This window comes from Staphylococcus ureilyticus, assembly GCF_025558845.1.
GTDB lineage: Bacteria > Bacillota > Bacilli > Staphylococcales > Staphylococcaceae > Staphylococcus > Staphylococcus ureilyticus.
In genome coordinates, this window is sequence record NZ_CP094825.1 from 182480 (window position 1) to 199518 (window position 17039).

Sequence of the window (17039 nt, forward strand, 5' to 3'; positions counted from 1 at the left end):
TTAGCGGGTTTCTTAATTTAAAATACAAAGATAAGGTGGTAATCAAATGGTAGTCAATGATTGGAGAAAATCGGTAGTTTATCAAATTTATCCCAAATCATTTAATGATACGACAGGTAATGGTGAAGGAGATTTAAACGGCATAATTGAAAAGTTAGATTATCTACAATATCTGGGTGTAGATTATATTTGGTTAACGCCTATTTACGAATCACCTATGAATGATAATGGTTATGACATTAGTGATTATTATAAAGTGAACGAACAATTTGGCACGATTGAAGACTTAAAAAGGTTGATTGCTGAAGCGCATCGACGCAATCTAAAAATAATGATGGATATCGTCATTAATCATACTTCTACAGAACATGAATGGTTTAAACAAGCATATTCAGATAAAAGTAACCCGTACAGAGACTACTATTTCTTTAAGCGGTCAGCGGATAATCAACCACCAACTAATTGGGAATCGAAGTTTGGTGGTAATGCTTGGAAATACGATGACAAAACGGATGAATATTACCTACATTTATTCGATGTAACACAAGCAGATTTAAATTGGGATAATCCAGAAGTACGTCGGGAACTCTATAAAGTAATTAATTATTGGATTGACTTTGGCGTAGACGGTTTTAGATTCGATGTCATTAACTTAATCTCAAAAGGTGAATTTAAAAATTCAGAAAAGGTAGGAAAGGAATTTTACACTGATGGGCCACGTGTGCATGAATATTTACATGAAATGAATCAGCAGACATTTGGTAGTGAAGATATGATGACGGTGGGTGAGATGTCTTCAACAACGATTGAAAATTGTATCCAGTATACGGATCCTGCACGTCAAGAGCTAAGTAGTGTGTTTAATTTCCATCATTTAAAAGTAGACTATATTGATGGCGAAAAATGGACAAATGCTAAGTTAGATTTTCATAAATTAAAAGAAATATTAATGGAATGGCAAATAGGTATTTATAACGGTGGCGGATGGAATGCCATTTTTTGGTGCAATCATGATCAACCACGTGTGGTAACGCGGTTCGGTGATGATTCGACTGAAGCCTTACGTCAAAGTAGTGCTAAAATGTTAGCCATCGTCTTGCACATGCTCCAAGGCACGCCGTATATTTATCAGGGTGAAGAAATTGGCATGACAGATCCTCATTTTAATGATATCGACCAGTATAGAGATATAGAATCTTTAAATGCATATCATAAGTTAAAAGGTGAAGGTTATCCAGAAGCAGAGATTCTAACGATTTTAGGACAAAAATCTCGTGATAATTCTCGTACACCCGTACAGTGGACAAATGGTGAAAATGCAGGTTTTACTTCCGGTACACCTTGGATTGATATTCCTGATAATTATAAGGAAATTAACGTTGAAGCAGCTATAGAAGACGACCAATCTATTTTACAAACATATAGAAAATTAATAAAGCTACGTCACGAATATGATATTATAACTTATGGAAATATTGAGCCACTTTACATGGATCACGATGAATTGTTTATTTATAAGCGTCATCATGAAGATGAAACATGGTTGGTGATTGCTAACTTTTCAAAAGCAAAAGTTGAACTACCAAAAGCGTTAAACGTTGATGGGCAAGTCATGTTACAAAATGGGTCGATTGAGAATGGCTTAATAGAAGGATTTGGTGCCATAGTAGTTAGACAATAATTTAAAGTAAAAGGCAGTGAGTGAAATCACATGAAACAGAAAAAATTTATTGCGATTTATGAAAATTTACGCACAAATATCATCGAATCAAAGTTACCCTATGGCGCTCAATTGCCCTCAGAAAATGAATTGGTATTCGACTATAATGCTTCTCGCGAAACTGTGCGCAAAGCGCTTAATCTACTTGTTAGAGATGGCATGATTCAGAAAATAAAAGGTAAAGGTTCAGTTGTCATCTATCAAGGTATTACAGAATTCCCATTTGCGAATTTAACCAGTTTCAGGGAAGTTCAACAAGGGTTAGGTCTGAGTCACGAGACTGAAGTTAGATTATTAGAACGCATACCTGCTAGTGAAGCGCCAGAAGTAAAAAGCGCTTTGAGCTTGCGTCAGAGTGAGACATTGTGGCATATTATTCGAACGCGAAAGATTGATCATCATGTGAAAATTATCGATGAAGATTATTTAGTAGAAAAAATCGTTCCTAATATAACGATGCATATTGCTGAAGATTCGTTGTACCATTATATAGAACAAACATTGAAACTAGAAATTAGTTACTCTAATAAATCTATCACTTTTGAATCATTTGGTGATTTAGAATATGAAATATTTGGAGATGTAACGCCGTCGTATACTGCTACGGTCCGAGGAATCGTCCATTTAAAGGATACGACAAAATTTCAATATAATATTTCCAAACATTTAGCTACAGAATTTAAGTTTAACGATTTTTCGAGACGTCATAAAATTTAATGAAATAAGTTATAAAATAATGAATTGTATGACTTGCAATCAGTCATTACCTTATAGTATGATATATCTTGCCGTGCTAGGTGGGGAGGTAGCGGTTCCCTGTACTCGAAATCCGCTTTATGCGAGACTTAATTCCTTCGCTGAGGCTACGTTTTTGTGAAGTCTGCCCAAAGCACGTAGTGTTTGAAGATTTCGGTCCTATGCAATATGAACCCATGAACCATGTCAGGTCCTGACGGAAGCAGCATTAAGTGGATCATCATATGTGCCGTAGGGTTGCCGAGATTTAGCTGTCGACTTTGGTTACGTTTATGATACGTATTCGAAGCGAAGGTGCACGGTTTTAATTTTTAAATAAATACAATTAACCATATATTATGAGTGACTTATCTTTTGATAGCAGTCACTCTTTTTTTATATTAAAATAAGAGCGATACATTAATTTAATTGATCGAACTGCAACGATATCATTCTGATTGTAACTGCTGAAAATTGAATTTAGTGAATTTGGAGGAACGACATATGCAAATTTATTTAAGTACATTAACTGAAAATGACTATGACGCAAGTTTAGAGGAAATAAAAACCGCTTTTGAAAACGTCGTAGAGTCCAACCATGATGAACAAGATTTAGTTTTGAAAATTAGAGCGTCGACAGAATATAATTACGAATTGGAAGTTGTTGCTAAGACAGATGAAGGTGATGTCGTTGGTCATGTGATGCTTTCGGAAATAGAGATTATTAACGATGAAACACGCTTTACCGCCTTAGCGTTAGCCCCTTTATCCGTATTGCCGAAATACAGAGGTAAAGGTATAGGTAAAGCCCTTGTCCAAGCAGTGGAGGAACGTGCAAAAGCGCAAGATTATACGACAATCATTGTACTTGGAGATCCTGGATATTATGGTATGTTAGGTTATGAAGAGGCGAGCCGTTATCAAATTTATAGTCCGTTTGATGTGCCATCGAAATACTTTATGGTTAAATTCTTGTGGGAACAACTTGTTGAGCAACCAAATGGTAATGTAGTTTATCCAGAGGCATTTAATTAATATTCAAAATATAAAGCACAGTGATATAATAGTTGTTGAATGTTATTGGAGGTGCAAAGGTGAATTATCAAGCTTTATATAGAATGTTCAGGCCCCAAAGTTTTGAAGATGTAGTAGGCCAAGAACATGTAACTAAAACATTGCGCAACGCAATTTCAAAAGGAAAACAATCACATGCGTATATTTTTAGTGGACCTAGAGGAACAGGTAAAACAAGTATCGCAAAAGTATTCGCGAAAGCTATCAACTGTCTAGAACGTTCTGATGGAGAACCTTGTAATGAATGCGCTATTTGTACAGGTATTACGCGCGGAACGAATTCAGATGTGATTGAAATAGATGCTGCTAGTAATAATGGTGTGGATGAAATTAGAAATATCAGAGATAAAGTTAAATACGCACCAAGTGAATCAAAATTCAAAGTATACATTATAGATGAAGTTCATATGTTAACAACAGGCGCTTTCAATGCGTTATTGAAAACTTTAGAAGAACCACCAGCCCATGCAATCTTTATTTTGGCGACTACTGAACCACATAAAATACCTCCGACAATTATTTCAAGAGCGCAAAGATTTGATTTTAAAGCAATTAGCCATGATGAAATTGTAGAACGTTTGCAATTCGTAGCAGACAATCAAGAGATAGAATATGATCATGCAGCCTTAGATTTTATCGCTAAAGCTTCTGAAGGCGGTATGCGAGACGCGCTAAGCATTATGGACCAAGCAATCGCTTTTGGCGATGAACACCTTACATTACAAGACGCGTTGAATGTAACTGGTAGTGTAGATGCTCAAGCGTTGAATGATTTACTGAAAGAGGTAGTTGAAGGAGATGTAAAAACTGCATTTTCAACTTACCATCAATTTATTGCACAAGGTAAAGAAGTAAATCGCTTGATTAACGATATGATTTATTTTGTAAGAGATACCATTATGAATAAGACATCTAATATGGACTCTGAATATGATGCACTGATGCATTTTGACTTAGATACTTTATATAAAATGATTGACGTGATTAATGATACGCTTGTTTCAATCAGATTTAGTGTCAATCAAAGTGTTCATTTTGAAGTATTATTAGTTAAAATAGCAGAAATGATTAAAGGAGAACCTGAAAATGTGCAAACTGTTGCTACAACGAGTGTAGCCAGTGAGCCGAATAATGAAGTATTGTTACAGCGAATGGAACAATTAGAAAATGAATTAAAAACTTTAAAATCACAGGGCGTCGTAGCTAACAATGCTAAACCACAAGCTAAAAAAACAGCTAGTAAAGGTCCACAATCGAAAAATGCATTTTCAATGCAACAAATAGCCAAAGTGTTAGACAAAGCTAACAAAGAAGATATTAAGCAACTTAAAGACCACTGGCAAGAAGTTATAGATCACGCTAAGAGTAATGATATGAAGTCACTAGTAAGTCTTCTTCAAAATTCAGAACCAGTGGCAGCAAGTGAAACCCATGTACTGATTAAATTCGAAGAAGAAATACATTGTGAGATTGTAAATAAAGATGATGAAAAAAGAGAGAATATTGAGAACGTAGTATGTAACATTATAGATAAAACAGTGAAAGTAGTCGGTGTCCCAGCAGACCAGTGGATGAGGGTAAGGACAGAATATCTTCAAAATCGTAAACAAGGTACAAGTGCCGAGGAAAACAGAACAGCGACAACAACGTCACCTGAAGATGTTGATGTCGTTCAAAAGGCGAAGGACTTATTTGGAGAAAATACAGTAAATGTCATAGATGAAGAGTGATACATGACAATGAATTAAAAGGCATGTATAATGAGACAAAAGATGAAATACAATCAGATGAGATTGAAGTTTTTAAGGAGGATAAATATATGCGCGGTGGCGGAAATATGCAACAAATGATGAAACAAATGCAGAAAATGCAAAAGAAAATGAATGAAGAGCAAGAAAAATTAAAAGAAGAAAAAGTACAAGGTACGGCTGGCGGTGGCATGGTGACTGTCACAGTATCAGGTCACAAAGAAGTTCTCGATGTAGAAATTAAAGAAGAAGCAGTTGATCCAGATGACATTGAAATGTTACAAGATTTAGTTATTGCTGCTACTAATGAAGCGATGAATAAAGCTGATGAACTTACTCAAGAACGCTTAGGTAAGCATACACAAGGCTTAAATATTCCTGGAATGTGATTGTATGCACTATCCAGAACCAATATCCAAACTTATCGACAGTTTCATGAAACTGCCAGGCATTGGGCCTAAGACAGCCCAACGTCTGGCGTTTCATGTATTAGATATGAAAGAAGACGATGTCGTTCAATTTGCTAAAGCTTTAGTCGATGTTAAACGAGAACTTACCTATTGTAGTGAATGTGGGCATATTACTGAGCAAGATCCATGTTATATTTGTCAGGATAAACAGAGAGATCGCTCAATTATTTGTGTAGTTGAGGACGATAAAGATGTAATCGCTATGGAAAAAATGCGTGAATATAAAGGCTTGTACCATGTATTACATGGTTCTATTTCTCCGATGGATGGCATAGGACCGGAAGATATTAATATTCCAAGTTTGATTAATCGTTTGAAAAATGACGAAGTGAAAGAGTTAATCTTAGCGATGAACCCCAATTTGGAAGGTGAGTCAACAGCGATGTATATATCAAGACTGGTCAAACCAATTGGTCTAACAGTAACTCGATTAGCGCAAGGACTTTCTGTCGGCGGAGATTTAGAATACGCGGATGAAGTAACCTTATCAAAAGCGATTATGGGCAGAACAGAGATGTAGTAAATGCTCAATTGTAAATTCAAATGAAACCGAAGCTACCTTTTTTAAGGTAGCTTTAATTTTTCGAAAAGAATTTTAATAAATAGTAAAGTTTGTTTTATAGAGGTTTATCAGTTTTTTTTCGATACCAAATCCCATGACGAAGTAATAAAAACGAACTTTATGTATTTTTTGATATTTTAAAGTATGTAATTTGGAGAAGTTGTACTTTTGGTTTTACATAAAAGTGTAAATTTTACTGTTGTTCAAAGCGTTTTAAGCGTGTATAGTATTTACTTGTCGGACGAAACAAAACGACACACAAAACAATATTTCAAAACAAGCTTTAAAATTAATTTTAAAAAGTTCTTGACTTTCAAAGCCAAAACCTGTAGAATTAATTATTGTGATTGAAACAAATGAACATTGAAAACTGAATTGCAATATGTCAACGTTAATTCCGATTTCAACATTAAATGTTGAATCAAAACAACGTGTTATTAATAACACAAATTAGTATTTTATGAGCTAATCAAACATCATAATTTTTTATGGAGAGTTTGATCCTGGCTCAGGATGAACGCTGGCGGCGTGCCTAATACATGCAAGTCGAGCGAACAGATAAGGAGCTTGCTCCTTTGACGTTAGCGGCGGACGGGTGAGTAACACGTGGGTAACCTACCTATAAGACTGGAATAACTCCGGGAAACCGGGGCTAATGCCGGATAACATTTAGAACCGCATGGTTCTAAAGTGAAAGATGGTTTTGCTATCACTTATAGATGGACCCGCGCCGTATTAGCTAGTTGGTAAGGTAACGGCTTACCAAGGCAACGATACGTAGCCGACCTGAGAGGGTGATCGGCCACACTGGAACTGAGACACGGTCCAGACTCCTACGGGAGGCAGCAGTAGGGAATCTTCCGCAATGGGCGAAAGCCTGACGGAGCAACGCCGCGTGAGTGATGAAGGTCTTCGGATCGTAAAACTCTGTTATTAGGGAAGAACAAATGTGTAAGTAACTGTGCACGTCTTGACGGTACCTAATCAGAAAGCCACGGCTAACTACGTGCCAGCAGCCGCGGTAATACGTAGGTGGCAAGCGTTATCCGGAATTATTGGGCGTAAAGCGCGCGTAGGCGGTTTCTTAAGTCTGATGTGAAAGCCCACGGCTCAACCGTGGAGGGTCATTGGAAACTGGGAAACTTGAGTGCAGAAGAGGAAAGTGGAATTCCATGTGTAGCGGTGAAATGCGCAGAGATATGGAGGAACACCAGTGGCGAAGGCGACTTTCTGGTCTGTAACTGACGCTGATGTGCGAAAGCGTGGGGATCAAACAGGATTAGATACCCTGGTAGTCCACGCCGTAAACGATGAGTGCTAAGTGTTAGGGGGGTTTCCGCCCCTTAGTGCTGCAGCTAACGCATTAAGCACTCCGCCTGGGGAGTACGACCGCAAGGTTGAAACTCAAAGGAATTGACGGGGACCCGCACAAGCGGTGGAGCATGTGGTTTAATTCGAAGCAACGCGAAGAACCTTACCAAATCTTGACATCCTTTGACAACTCTAGAGATAGAGCCTTCCCCTTCGGGGGACAAAGTGACAGGTGGTGCATGGTTGTCGTCAGCTCGTGTCGTGAGATGTTGGGTTAAGTCCCGCAACGAGCGCAACCCTTAAGCTTAGTTGCCAGCATTAAGTTGGGCACTCTAAGTTGACTGCCGGTGACAAACCGGAGGAAGGTGGGGATGACGTCAAATCATCATGCCCCTTATGATTTGGGCTACACACGTGCTACAATGGACAATACAAAGGGCAGCTAAACCGCGAGGTCATGCAAATCCCATAAAGTTGTTCTCAGTTCGGATTGTAGTCTGCAACTCGACTACATGAAGCTGGAATCGCTAGTAATCGTAGATCAGCATGCTACGGTGAATACGTTCCCGGGTCTTGTACACACCGCCCGTCACACCACGAGAGTTTGTAACACCCGAAGCCGGTGGAGTAACCATCTATGGAGCTAGCCGTCGAAGGTGGGACAAATGATTGGGGTGAAGTCGTAACAAGGTAGCCGTATCGGAAGGTGCGGCTGGATCACCTCCTTTCTAAGGATATATTCGGAACATCTTCTATAGAAGATGACAAAGGAATAACATTGACATATTGTATTCAGTTTTGAATGCTCATTCGAGTATTCTTTAATGATTTGTACATTGAAAACTAGATAAGTAAGTAAAATTTATGATTTTACCAAGCAAAACCGAGTGAATAAGAGTTTTAAATAAGCTTGAATTCAAAAAGAAATAATCGCTAGTGTTCGAAAGAACACTCACAGATTAATAACATTTTGGATTTTCAACCGACGGTTGTCGAGTTGGAAAGCAAATAGATTAAGTTATTAAGGGCGCACGGTGGATGCCTTGGCACTAGAAGCCGATGAAGGACGTTACTAACGACGATATGCTTTGGGGAGCTGTAAGTAAGCTGTGATCCAGAGATTTCCGAATGGGGGAACCCAATACGAGTTATGTCGTATTATCGATACGTAAATACATAGCGTATCGAAGGTAGACGCGGAGAACTGAAACATCTTAGTACCCGCAGGAAGAGAAAGAAAAATCGATTCCCTGAGTAGCGGCGAGCGAAACGGGAAGAGCCCAAACCAACGAGCTTGCTTGTTGGGGTTGTAGGACACTCTATACGGAGTTACAAAGGAATAGATTAGACGAAGCATCTGGAAAGATGCATCAAAGAAGGTAATAATCCTGTAGTCGAAAATCTGTTCTCTCTTGAGTGGATCCTGAGTACGACGGAACACGAGAAATTCCGTCGGAATCTGGGAGGACCATCTCCCAAGGCTAAATACTCTCTAGTGACCGATAGTGAACCAGTACCGTGAGGGAAAGGTGAAAAGTACCCCGGAAGGGGAGTGAAAGAGAACTTGAAACCGTGTGCTTACAAGTAGTCAGAGCCCGTTAATGGGTGATGGCGTGCCTTTTGTAGAATGAACCGGCGAGTTACGATTTGATGCAAGGTTAAGCAGTGAATGTGGAGCCGTAGCGAAAGCGAGTCTGAATAGGGCGTTGAGTATTTGGTCGTAGACCCGAAACCAGGTGATCTACCCTTGACCAGGTTGAAGTTCAGGTAACACTGAATGGAGGACCGAACCGACTTACGTTGAAAAGTGAGCGGATGAGTTGAGGGTAGCGGAGAAATTCCAATCGAACCTGGAGATAGCTGGTTCTCTCCGAAATAGCTTTAGGGCTAGCCTCAAGTGATGATTATTGGAGGTAGAGCACTGTTTGGACGAGGGGCCCTTCTCGGGTTACCGAATTCAGACAAACTCCGAATGCCAATCAATTTAACTTGGGAGTCAGAACGCGGGTGATAAGGTCCGTGTTCGAAAGGGAAACAGCCCAGACCACCAGCTAAGGTCCCAAAATATATGTTAAGTGGAAAAGGATGTGGCGTTGCCCAGACAACTAGTATGTTGGCTTAGAAGCAGCCATCATTTAAAGAGTGCGTAATAGCTCACTAGTCGAGTGACACTGCGCCGAAAATGTACCGGGGCTAAACATATTACCGAAGCTGTGGATTGTCCGTAGGACAATGGTAGGAGAGCGTTCTAAGGGCGTTGAAGCATGATCGCAAGGACATGTGGAGCGCTTAGAAGTGAGAATGCCGGTGTGAGTAGCGAAAGACGGGTGAGAATCCCGTCCACCGATTGACTAAGGTTTCCAGAGGAAGGCTCGTCCGCTCTGGGTTAGTCGGGTCCTAAGCTGAGGCCGATAGGCGTAGGCGATGGATAACAGGTTGATATTCCTGTACCACCATGAATCGTTTTAAGCGATGGGGGGACGCAGTAGGATAGGCGAAGCGTACGATTGGATTGTACGTCCAAGCAGTAAGACTGAGTGTTAGGCAAATCCGGCACTCATAAGGTCAAGCTGTGATGGGGAGAGGGAATTGTTTCCTCGAGTCGTTGATTTCACACTGCCGAGAAAAGCCTCTAGCTAGATTTATGGTGCCCGTACCGCAAACCGACACAGGTAGTCAAGATGAGAATTCTAAGGTGAGCGAGCGAACTCTCGTTAAGGAACTCGGCAAAATGACCCCGTAACTTCGGGAGAAGGGGTGCTCTTTAGGGTTCACGCCCAGGAGAGCCGCAGTGAATAGGCCCAAGCGACTGTTTATCAAAAACACAGGTCTCTGCTAAACCGTAAGGTGATGTATAGGGGCTGACGCCTGCCCGGTGCTGGAAGGTTAAGAGGAGTGGTTAGCTTCTGCGAAGCTACGAATCGAAGCCCCAGTAAACGGCGGCCGTAACTATAACGGTCCTAAGGTAGCGAAATTCCTTGTCGGGTAAGTTCCGACCCGCACGAAAGGCGTAACGATTTGGGCACTGTCTCAACGAGAGACTCGGTGAAATCATAGTACCTGTGAAGATGCAGGTTACCCGCGACAGGACGGAAAGACCCCGTGGAGCTTTACTGTAGTCTGATATTGAAATTCGGTACAGCTTGTACAGGATAGGTAGGAGCCTTAGATACGTGAGCGCTAGCTTACGTGGAGGCGTTGGTGGGATACTACCCTCGCTGTATTGGATTTCTAACCCACACCATTAATCATGGTGGGAGACAGTGTCAGATGGACAGTTTGACTGGGGCGGTCGCCTCCTAAAGAGTAACGGAGGCGCTCAAAGGTTTCCTCAGAATGGTTGGAAATCATTCATAGAGTGTAAAGGCACAAGGAAGCTTGACTGCGAGACTTACAAGTCGAGCAGGGTCGAAAGACGGACTTAGTGATCCGGTGGTTCCGCATGGAAGGGCCATCGCTCAACGGATAAAAGCTACCCCGGGGATAACAGGCTTATCTCCCCCAAGAGTTCACATCGACGGGGAGGTTTGGCACCTCGATGTCGGCTCATCGCATCCTGGGGCTGTAGTCGGTCCCAAGGGTTGGGCTGTTCGCCCATTAAAGCGGTACGCGAGCTGGGTTCAGAACGTCGTGAGACAGTTCGGTCCCTATCCGTCGTGGGCGTAGGAAATTTGAGAGGAGCTGTCCTTAGTACGAGAGGACCGGGATGGACATACCTCTGGTGTACCAGTTGTCGTGCCAACGGCATCGCTGGGTAGCTATGTATGGACGGGATAAGTGCTGAAAGCATCTAAGCATGAAGCCCCCCTTAAGATGAGATTTCCCAACTTCGGTTATAAGATCCCTCAAAGATGATGAGGTTAATAGGTTCGAGGTGGAAGCATAGCGATATGTGGAGCTGACGAATACTAATCGATCGAAGACTTAATCAAATTTAAAAGTTTTGTTGGTTAAACTAAATTTTACTTACAATCTAGTTTTGAGTGTATAAATTTTATACATGACATTGTCTGGTGACTATAGCAAGGAGGTCACACCTGTTCCCATGCCGAACACAGAAGTTAAGCTCCTTAGCGCCGATGGTAGTCGGACTTACGTTCCGCAAGAGTAGGACGTTGCCAGGCAATCAAGACCCGAAAGGGTCTTTTTTTTTACATAAAAGGAGCTTAACTTCCAGTTCGAAGAACTGCAAACTGACAAAAGAAAGCGTTTGAAGCTGACGAAGTAAACGAGAGACGAAACGAGCTTACAAGCGGTAAGTGAGTGAGGAAAGCGTGAAATAGTAAAAGGAATGCATGAGCAAAAACTCATGCATATGTACCGCTATCTCAATAAATTGAGAGTGGTACTTTACGAGCGCTTGTCTGAAGTCAGGAATGCTTCTTAGCGCCGAAGGTAGCTGACTTACGTTCCGCAAGAGTAGGTAAAGAGGAATACATGAGCTAAAGCTCATGTATAAGTCACACTATTTCAATAACATGTAAATTTACAATATATATAAATGTCAAACGTAAAAATTAAAATTAAGAAGTGTGACTTTACAGGCAATCAAGACCCGAAAGGGTCTTTTTTGCATAAAAAGAATTTTAACAGAATGAGTTAAGGTCATGTATCGATATCATTAACTCATAAAGGCACGATACTTTAAAACTATGGTTATTAAGTGCACGCATTTTTTTATATTATTATGTTAAAATGTAGAAGATTACAACGTTATACTGTTTTATAAGGTAATGTTAATTTTATTATTTATATAGTGGGATTGTAATGAAACAAGAAATATTGAATTGAAAAGCGAGGATAAGCATGAGCAAATCGTTGTTACATAAATTGAAAGGACTATTAGCTGAAGAACCTATTTCATTACATGTACCTGGACATAAAAATATGACTATTGGGTACTTGAATCAATTAGATTTTAAAATGGATATGACAGAAATTACAGGGCTTGATGACTTACATTCTCCTGAGTCAGTAATAGCTGAAAGCATGAAGAATGTTGATAAACACCCTGATTATGATGCTTATTATTTAGTGAATGGTACTACTTCAGGAATATTGTCAGTGATTCAAGCGTTTTCCTCAAAAAATGGTGAATATGCGATAGCGCGCAATGTACATAAGTCTGTATTTCATGCATTAGATTTAATAAAGGCAAAGGCACAATTATTAAAAATGGATGTCAGTGACGCTACGAATCAATATCTAGGACCTGACAAAACGTCATTATATGATCAAGTAAAAGATAGTAAACTAGCAGTGTTTACTTACCCTAATTATTATGGTGAATGTTTTGATATAAAAACTGTTACAGAACTTTTAAAAACTTTGAAAATACCAATGCTAATCGATGAAGCACATGGTGCACATTTAGGATTTGAACATTTTCCAGAAACGGCATTGAACATGGGCGCGGATTATGTTGTGCAGTCATATCATAAAACACTGCCATCACTAACGATGAGTTCAGTGATATTTATTCATAAAAATGCACCTTGTCGAGAAGCAGTCATAAGATATTTATCCTATTTTCAATCTTCTAGTCCATCATATTTATTAATGAGTAGCCTAGAACTGGCACAAAAATTTTATGACGATTATCATAGCGAATACTTTTTTCAAAAGAGAGAACAATTGGTTCAACAATTGGAAAACAAAGGGTTCGAAATTGTGGAGGTTGATGACCCACTAAAACTAAATGTAAGATGCAGAGGGTATCATGGTTACGAATTACAATCATACTTTGAAGCACACCATATTTATGTTGAATTGGCTGATGACTTTCAAGTGTTAATGGTGTTGCCGTTGTGGCATGAAGGTGATCAATTCCCATTTGATGAATTACTATCAAGGATTGAAAAGGTTCAATTAGTAGAAAGACAGGACGATATAAATGTCAGCGTACCGTATAGAACGGGGAGTAGTATGTATTATGGTGGCGAAATACATAATGTGCGGAAAATAGACATTAAATACGCAGAAAATAAAATATTAGCTAATCACATTGTGCCGTATCCTCCTGGTATTCCAATAATGTTTAAAGGAGAAAAAATCACAGAAGATATGGTAAAATTAATGAATTATTGGTGTGAACAGCAACAAAGAGTAGAAGGAATAAAAAATTTTAAAATAGAAATTAAGGATGAATAAGATGTCAGCTTTTATAACTTTTGAGGGGCCAGAAGGTTCTGGAAAAACAACTGTAATACAACAAGTTGCAGAAAAACTCAAACATGAGTATAATATCGTACTTACAAGAGAGCCAGGAGGCGTGAAGACAGGAGAGCAAATAAGAGAAGTATTGTTAGAGGGAGAAGATATGGATGACCGTACTGAAGCATTATTATTTGCTGCATCAAGACGGGAACACCTCGTAGGTAAAGTTATTCCAGCATTAGATAATGATCATATTGTTCTATGTGATCGTTATATTGATAGTTCATTAGCATATCAAGGGTATGCAAGGGGTATAGGTATAGAAGAAGTTAAATCTATTAATGAATTTGCCATTAATGGATTATATCCAGACTTAACAATCTATCTAGATGTGAGTGTCGAAGTTGGTAGAGAGCGAATACTAAAAAATCAAAGAAATCAAAATCGATTAGATCAAGAAGATGTAAAATTTCATGAAAAAGTAGTTGAAGGTTATAAAAAGATTATTCATAATGAGTCTGAGCGCTTTATTGTAATTAATGCGGATCAAAGTATAGATAAAGTAGTGAATGCAACGTATGAATCTATCACCAATTATTTAGAAAAATTATGATATAATATTCAAAAGAGGTGTTTAGTATGAAAATGATTATAGCAATCGTACAAGATCAGGATAGTCAGGAGCTTTCAGACAAACTTGTTAAACATAATTTTAGAGCGACAAAACTTGCAACAACAGGTGGATTTTTAAGAGCGGGCAATACAACTTTCTTATCAGGTGTAGAAGATAATCGTGTCGATGAAATGCTACAGGTTATTAATGATACTTGTGGAAATAGAGAACAACTTGTATCACCGATTACCCCGATGGGTGGAAGTGCTGATTCATATATACCTTATCCAGTTGAAGTGGAAGTTGGCGGAGCAACGGTATTTGTTATGCCAGTTGAAGCTTTCCATCAATTCTAAAAACATGGTTGCTGTATATGGTAACTTTTCGACTTACATGTTGCTATTTGATTAGCTAATGCTAAATGTAATTCGTAAAGGCACTATGTATTAGCAGCCTTTTTATATAAAGGAGCAACATTAACATGGATGAACTAGAAAGACTGACAAAAGCATATCAATCTAATAAATTATCGCATGCATATTTATTTGAAGGTGACGATGGACAGACAATGCAACAAGTTGCGATTGATTTTTCTAAAATGATTTTATGTGGTGGAGAGGATCAATGTCAGTTAAAAGTAGAAACATTTAATCATCCAGATTTTATGTATGTGTCTTCTGAGGAAACAACCATAAAAAAAGATCAAATAGAGCAATTAGTGCATCATATGAATCAATTACCTATTGAAGGAAATTATAAAGTCTATATTATAGAATCCTTTGAAAAATTAACCATTCAAGGTGAAAATAGTATACTAAAATTTCTTGAAGAGCCTCCAGATAATACCATTGCCATTTTATTAACTACAAAACCAGAGCAAATTTTAGATACGATACACTCAAGATGCCAACATGTTTATTTTAAACCTATTAATAAATTGAATTTTATAGATAGATTAGTTGAGCGAGAAATCACTCGACCTGTTGCGGAATTGTTAAGTGCCTATACAACACAGATAGAGACTGCAGTTGCGTTAAACGAAGACTCAGATTTAATGGCTTTGCGCAAAAGTATCATCAAATGGTGTCAGTTAATATTAAAAAACCGTTCAATGGCATTAATAGCAGTTGTCGATTTATTAAAACAAGCTAAAAACAGACGTTTACAGTTATTATCGTTGGCAGCAGTTAACAGTTTCTTTGAAGATATTATGCATGCTAAAGTAGGATTAGAAGAAGCAATGATATTCCAAGATTTACAGGTTGAAATTAAACAATACGCACAAAATTTATCATATAATCAGATTGTTTTAATGTTTGATCAGTTAACAGAAGCACATAAAAAATTAAATCAAAATGTAAATCCAACATTAGTATTTGAACAAATCGTTATAAAAGGGGTGAAATAATTATGCAAAATGTAGTAGGCATACACTTTCAACACTCAGGCAAAATGGAATATTACGCACCACAAAATTTTGACTTAGGCTTGGGCGACTGGGTTGTGGTCGAATCAAAGCGAGGATTAGAAGTTGGACGAGTGAAGTATGAACCATTAAATGTAGCTGACGAAGATGTATCGTTGCCATTAAAACAGATTGTTCGTAAGGCTACTGAAAAAGATATTATGCAATATGAACAAAATGAATATGATGCTAAAGATGCTTTGAATTTGTGCAAAGATATCATTCAACAACAGGATTTAGATATGCGCCTAGTGAATTGTGAATTTACTTTAGATAAATCGAAAGTTATTTTTAATTTTACATCAGATGAGCGTGTAGATTTTAGAAAGTTAGTGAAGGTTTTAGCTCAAAAGCTGAGAACAAGAATAGAATTAAGACAAATTGGTGTTAGAGATGAAGCGAAATTATTAGGGGGCATTGGACCTTGTGGTCGCTCGTAATGTTGCTCTACTTTTTTAGGGGATTTTGAACCAGTTTCGATAAAGATGGCTAAAGATCAGAATTTATCGCTAAATCCTTCAAAGATTTCTGGTGCTTGTGGCCGTCTTATGTGCTGTTTAAAATATGAAAATGATTATTATGAAGAAGCGAGAGCTCAGTTACCAGATGTTGGAGATGTCATTGAAACACCAGAAGGTAATGGTAAAGTTGTGGGCTTGAATATTTTAGATATCTCTATGCAAGTTAAAGTAGAGGGTCTTGAGCAACCATTAGAATATAAAATGGAAGAATTAGAAACATTAAAGTAGGAGGCCGTGACAACATTGAATCGAAGCGACATATTTGAAAATCTAGCTCATTTAGAGGAAAACATTAATCAAATTAATCGTGACATGTTAAATTTAAAAAATCTTACAGTAGAATTAATTGAAGAAAATGTCGCCTTACAAATCGAAAATGAGAATTTAAAAACATTAATAGATAAAGAAGAAAAAACTAAGAAAATAGAAAATGATAAAAAAGATCAACCTAAACGCCCATTACGTAGTAAAGATAATTTAGCGATGTTATATAAAGAAGGTTTTCATATATGCAATGGAGAGCTATTTGGTAAACATAGAAAAGGCGACGACTGTTTGTTTTGTCTTGAAGTACTAAGTGAATAGTATCAATGTTTTTCATACAAATAAACAATATGGAGTTGAGGATGAGAAAAGCGATAGGCTTCATTAGCGAAGCATCGTA

The 17039-nt window shown here is 38.4% G+C and carries 11 protein-coding genes, 3 rRNA genes, 1 other RNA gene and 1 pseudogene; all 16 read left to right on the top strand.

Annotation, left to right across the window (positions count from 1 at the left end; all coding sequences use genetic code 11):
* Positions 1 to 46 precede the first annotated feature (46 nt).
* Positions 47 to 1681 carry an alpha,alpha-phosphotrehalase gene (gene treC / locus MUA21_RS00780; RefSeq protein WP_262561608.1) on the top strand — a complete coding sequence of 545 codons (1635 nt, stop codon included), beginning with the start codon at positions 47 to 49 and terminating at the stop codon, positions 1679 to 1681.
* Positions 1682 to 1711: 30 nt separating this feature from the next.
* Positions 1712 to 2437: a trehalose operon repressor gene (treR, locus tag MUA21_RS00785; protein WP_262561609.1), complete on the top strand. Its 726-nt coding sequence runs from the start codon at positions 1712 to 1714 to the stop codon at positions 2435 to 2437.
* A gap of 71 nt (positions 2438 to 2508) precedes the next feature.
* Positions 2509 to 2778, top strand: an RNA gene (gene ffs / locus MUA21_RS00790) — signal recognition particle sRNA large type.
* 181 nt (positions 2779 to 2959) lie between these two features.
* Entirely contained in the window at positions 2960 to 3490 is a 531-nt protein-coding gene (locus MUA21_RS00795) for a GNAT family N-acetyltransferase (RefSeq protein WP_046206988.1), read from the top strand.
* Positions 3491 to 3549: 59 nt separating this feature from the next.
* Positions 3550 to 5259 (top strand): DNA polymerase III subunit gamma/tau, encoded by a 1710-nt coding sequence (gene dnaX / locus MUA21_RS00800; RefSeq protein ID WP_073344944.1) that lies wholly within the window; start codon positions 3550 to 3552, stop codon positions 5257 to 5259.
* Between the two features lie 89 nt (positions 5260 to 5348).
* Entirely contained in the window at positions 5349 to 5666 is a 318-nt protein-coding gene (locus MUA21_RS00805; RefSeq protein WP_026034724.1) for a YbaB/EbfC family nucleoid-associated protein, read from the top strand.
* Positions 5667 to 5670: 4 nt separating this feature from the next.
* Positions 5671 to 6267 carry a recombination mediator RecR gene (recR, locus tag MUA21_RS00810; RefSeq protein WP_046206986.1) on the top strand — a complete coding sequence of 199 codons (597 nt, stop codon included), beginning with the start codon at positions 5671 to 5673 and terminating at the stop codon, positions 6265 to 6267.
* A gap of 527 nt (positions 6268 to 6794) precedes the next feature.
* A 16S ribosomal RNA gene (locus tag MUA21_RS00815) occupies positions 6795 to 8348 on the top strand.
* Between the two features lie 283 nt (positions 8349 to 8631).
* Positions 8632 to 11552, top strand: a 23S ribosomal RNA gene (locus tag MUA21_RS00820).
* A gap of 77 nt (positions 11553 to 11629) precedes the next feature.
* Positions 11630 to 11744: ribosomal RNA gene (gene rrf / locus MUA21_RS00825) — 5S ribosomal RNA — on the top strand.
* The 16S, 23S and 5S rRNA genes sit together here, the layout of an rRNA operon.
* A 682-nt stretch (positions 11745 to 12426) precedes the next feature.
* Positions 12427 to 13770 carry an aminotransferase class I/II-fold pyridoxal phosphate-dependent enzyme gene (locus MUA21_RS00830; protein ID WP_073346260.1) on the top strand — a complete coding sequence of 448 codons (1344 nt, stop codon included), beginning with the start codon at positions 12427 to 12429 and terminating at the stop codon, positions 13768 to 13770.
* A 1-nt stretch (position 13771) separates the two neighbouring features.
* Positions 13772 to 14389: a dTMP kinase gene (gene tmk / locus MUA21_RS00835; protein WP_046206572.1), complete on the top strand. Its 618-nt coding sequence runs from the start codon at positions 13772 to 13774 to the stop codon at positions 14387 to 14389.
* 26 nt (positions 14390 to 14415) lie between these two features.
* Entirely contained in the window at positions 14416 to 14745 is a 330-nt protein-coding gene (darA, locus tag MUA21_RS00840) for a cyclic di-AMP receptor DarA (RefSeq protein WP_046206571.1), read from the top strand.
* Positions 14746 to 14870: 125 nt separating this feature from the next.
* The gene (locus tag MUA21_RS00845) at positions 14871 to 15797 is read left to right on the top strand and encodes a DNA polymerase III delta subunit-related protein (protein ID WP_073346265.1); all 927 of its coding nucleotides are present in this window, start codon (positions 14871 to 14873) and stop codon (positions 15795 to 15797) included.
* A 2-nt stretch (positions 15798 to 15799) separates the two neighbouring features.
* Positions 15800 to 16603, top strand: a pseudogene (locus tag MUA21_RS00850) (PSP1 domain-containing protein).
* 15 nt (positions 16604 to 16618) lie between these two features.
* A complete protein-coding gene (gene yabA, locus MUA21_RS00855) occupies positions 16619 to 16960 on the top strand; it encodes a DNA replication initiation control protein YabA (RefSeq protein WP_107526251.1) in 342 nt (113 codons plus the stop codon).
* Positions 16961 to 17039 lie beyond the last annotated feature (79 nt).

Coding starts and splice junctions, on each gene's coding strand:
- treC (WP_262561608.1), top strand. CDS start 47: ATGGTAGTCAATGATTGGAGAAAATCGGTAGTTTATCAAATTTATCCC.
- treR (WP_262561609.1), top strand. CDS start 1,712: ATGAAACAGAAAAAATTTATTGCGATTTATGAAAATTTACGCACAAAT.
- MUA21_RS00795 (WP_046206988.1), top strand. CDS start 2,960: ATGCAAATTTATTTAAGTACATTAACTGAAAATGACTATGACGCAAGT.
- MUA21_RS00805 (WP_026034724.1), top strand. CDS start 5,349: ATGCGCGGTGGCGGAAATATGCAACAAATGATGAAACAAATGCAGAAA.
- recR (WP_046206986.1), top strand. CDS start 5,671: ATGCACTATCCAGAACCAATATCCAAACTTATCGACAGTTTCATGAAA.
- MUA21_RS00830 (WP_073346260.1), top strand. CDS start 12,427: ATGAGCAAATCGTTGTTACATAAATTGAAAGGACTATTAGCTGAAGAA.
- tmk (WP_046206572.1), top strand. CDS start 13,772: ATGTCAGCTTTTATAACTTTTGAGGGGCCAGAAGGTTCTGGAAAAACA.
- darA (WP_046206571.1), top strand. CDS start 14,416: ATGAAAATGATTATAGCAATCGTACAAGATCAGGATAGTCAGGAGCTT.
- MUA21_RS00845 (WP_073346265.1), top strand. CDS start 14,871: ATGGATGAACTAGAAAGACTGACAAAAGCATATCAATCTAATAAATTA.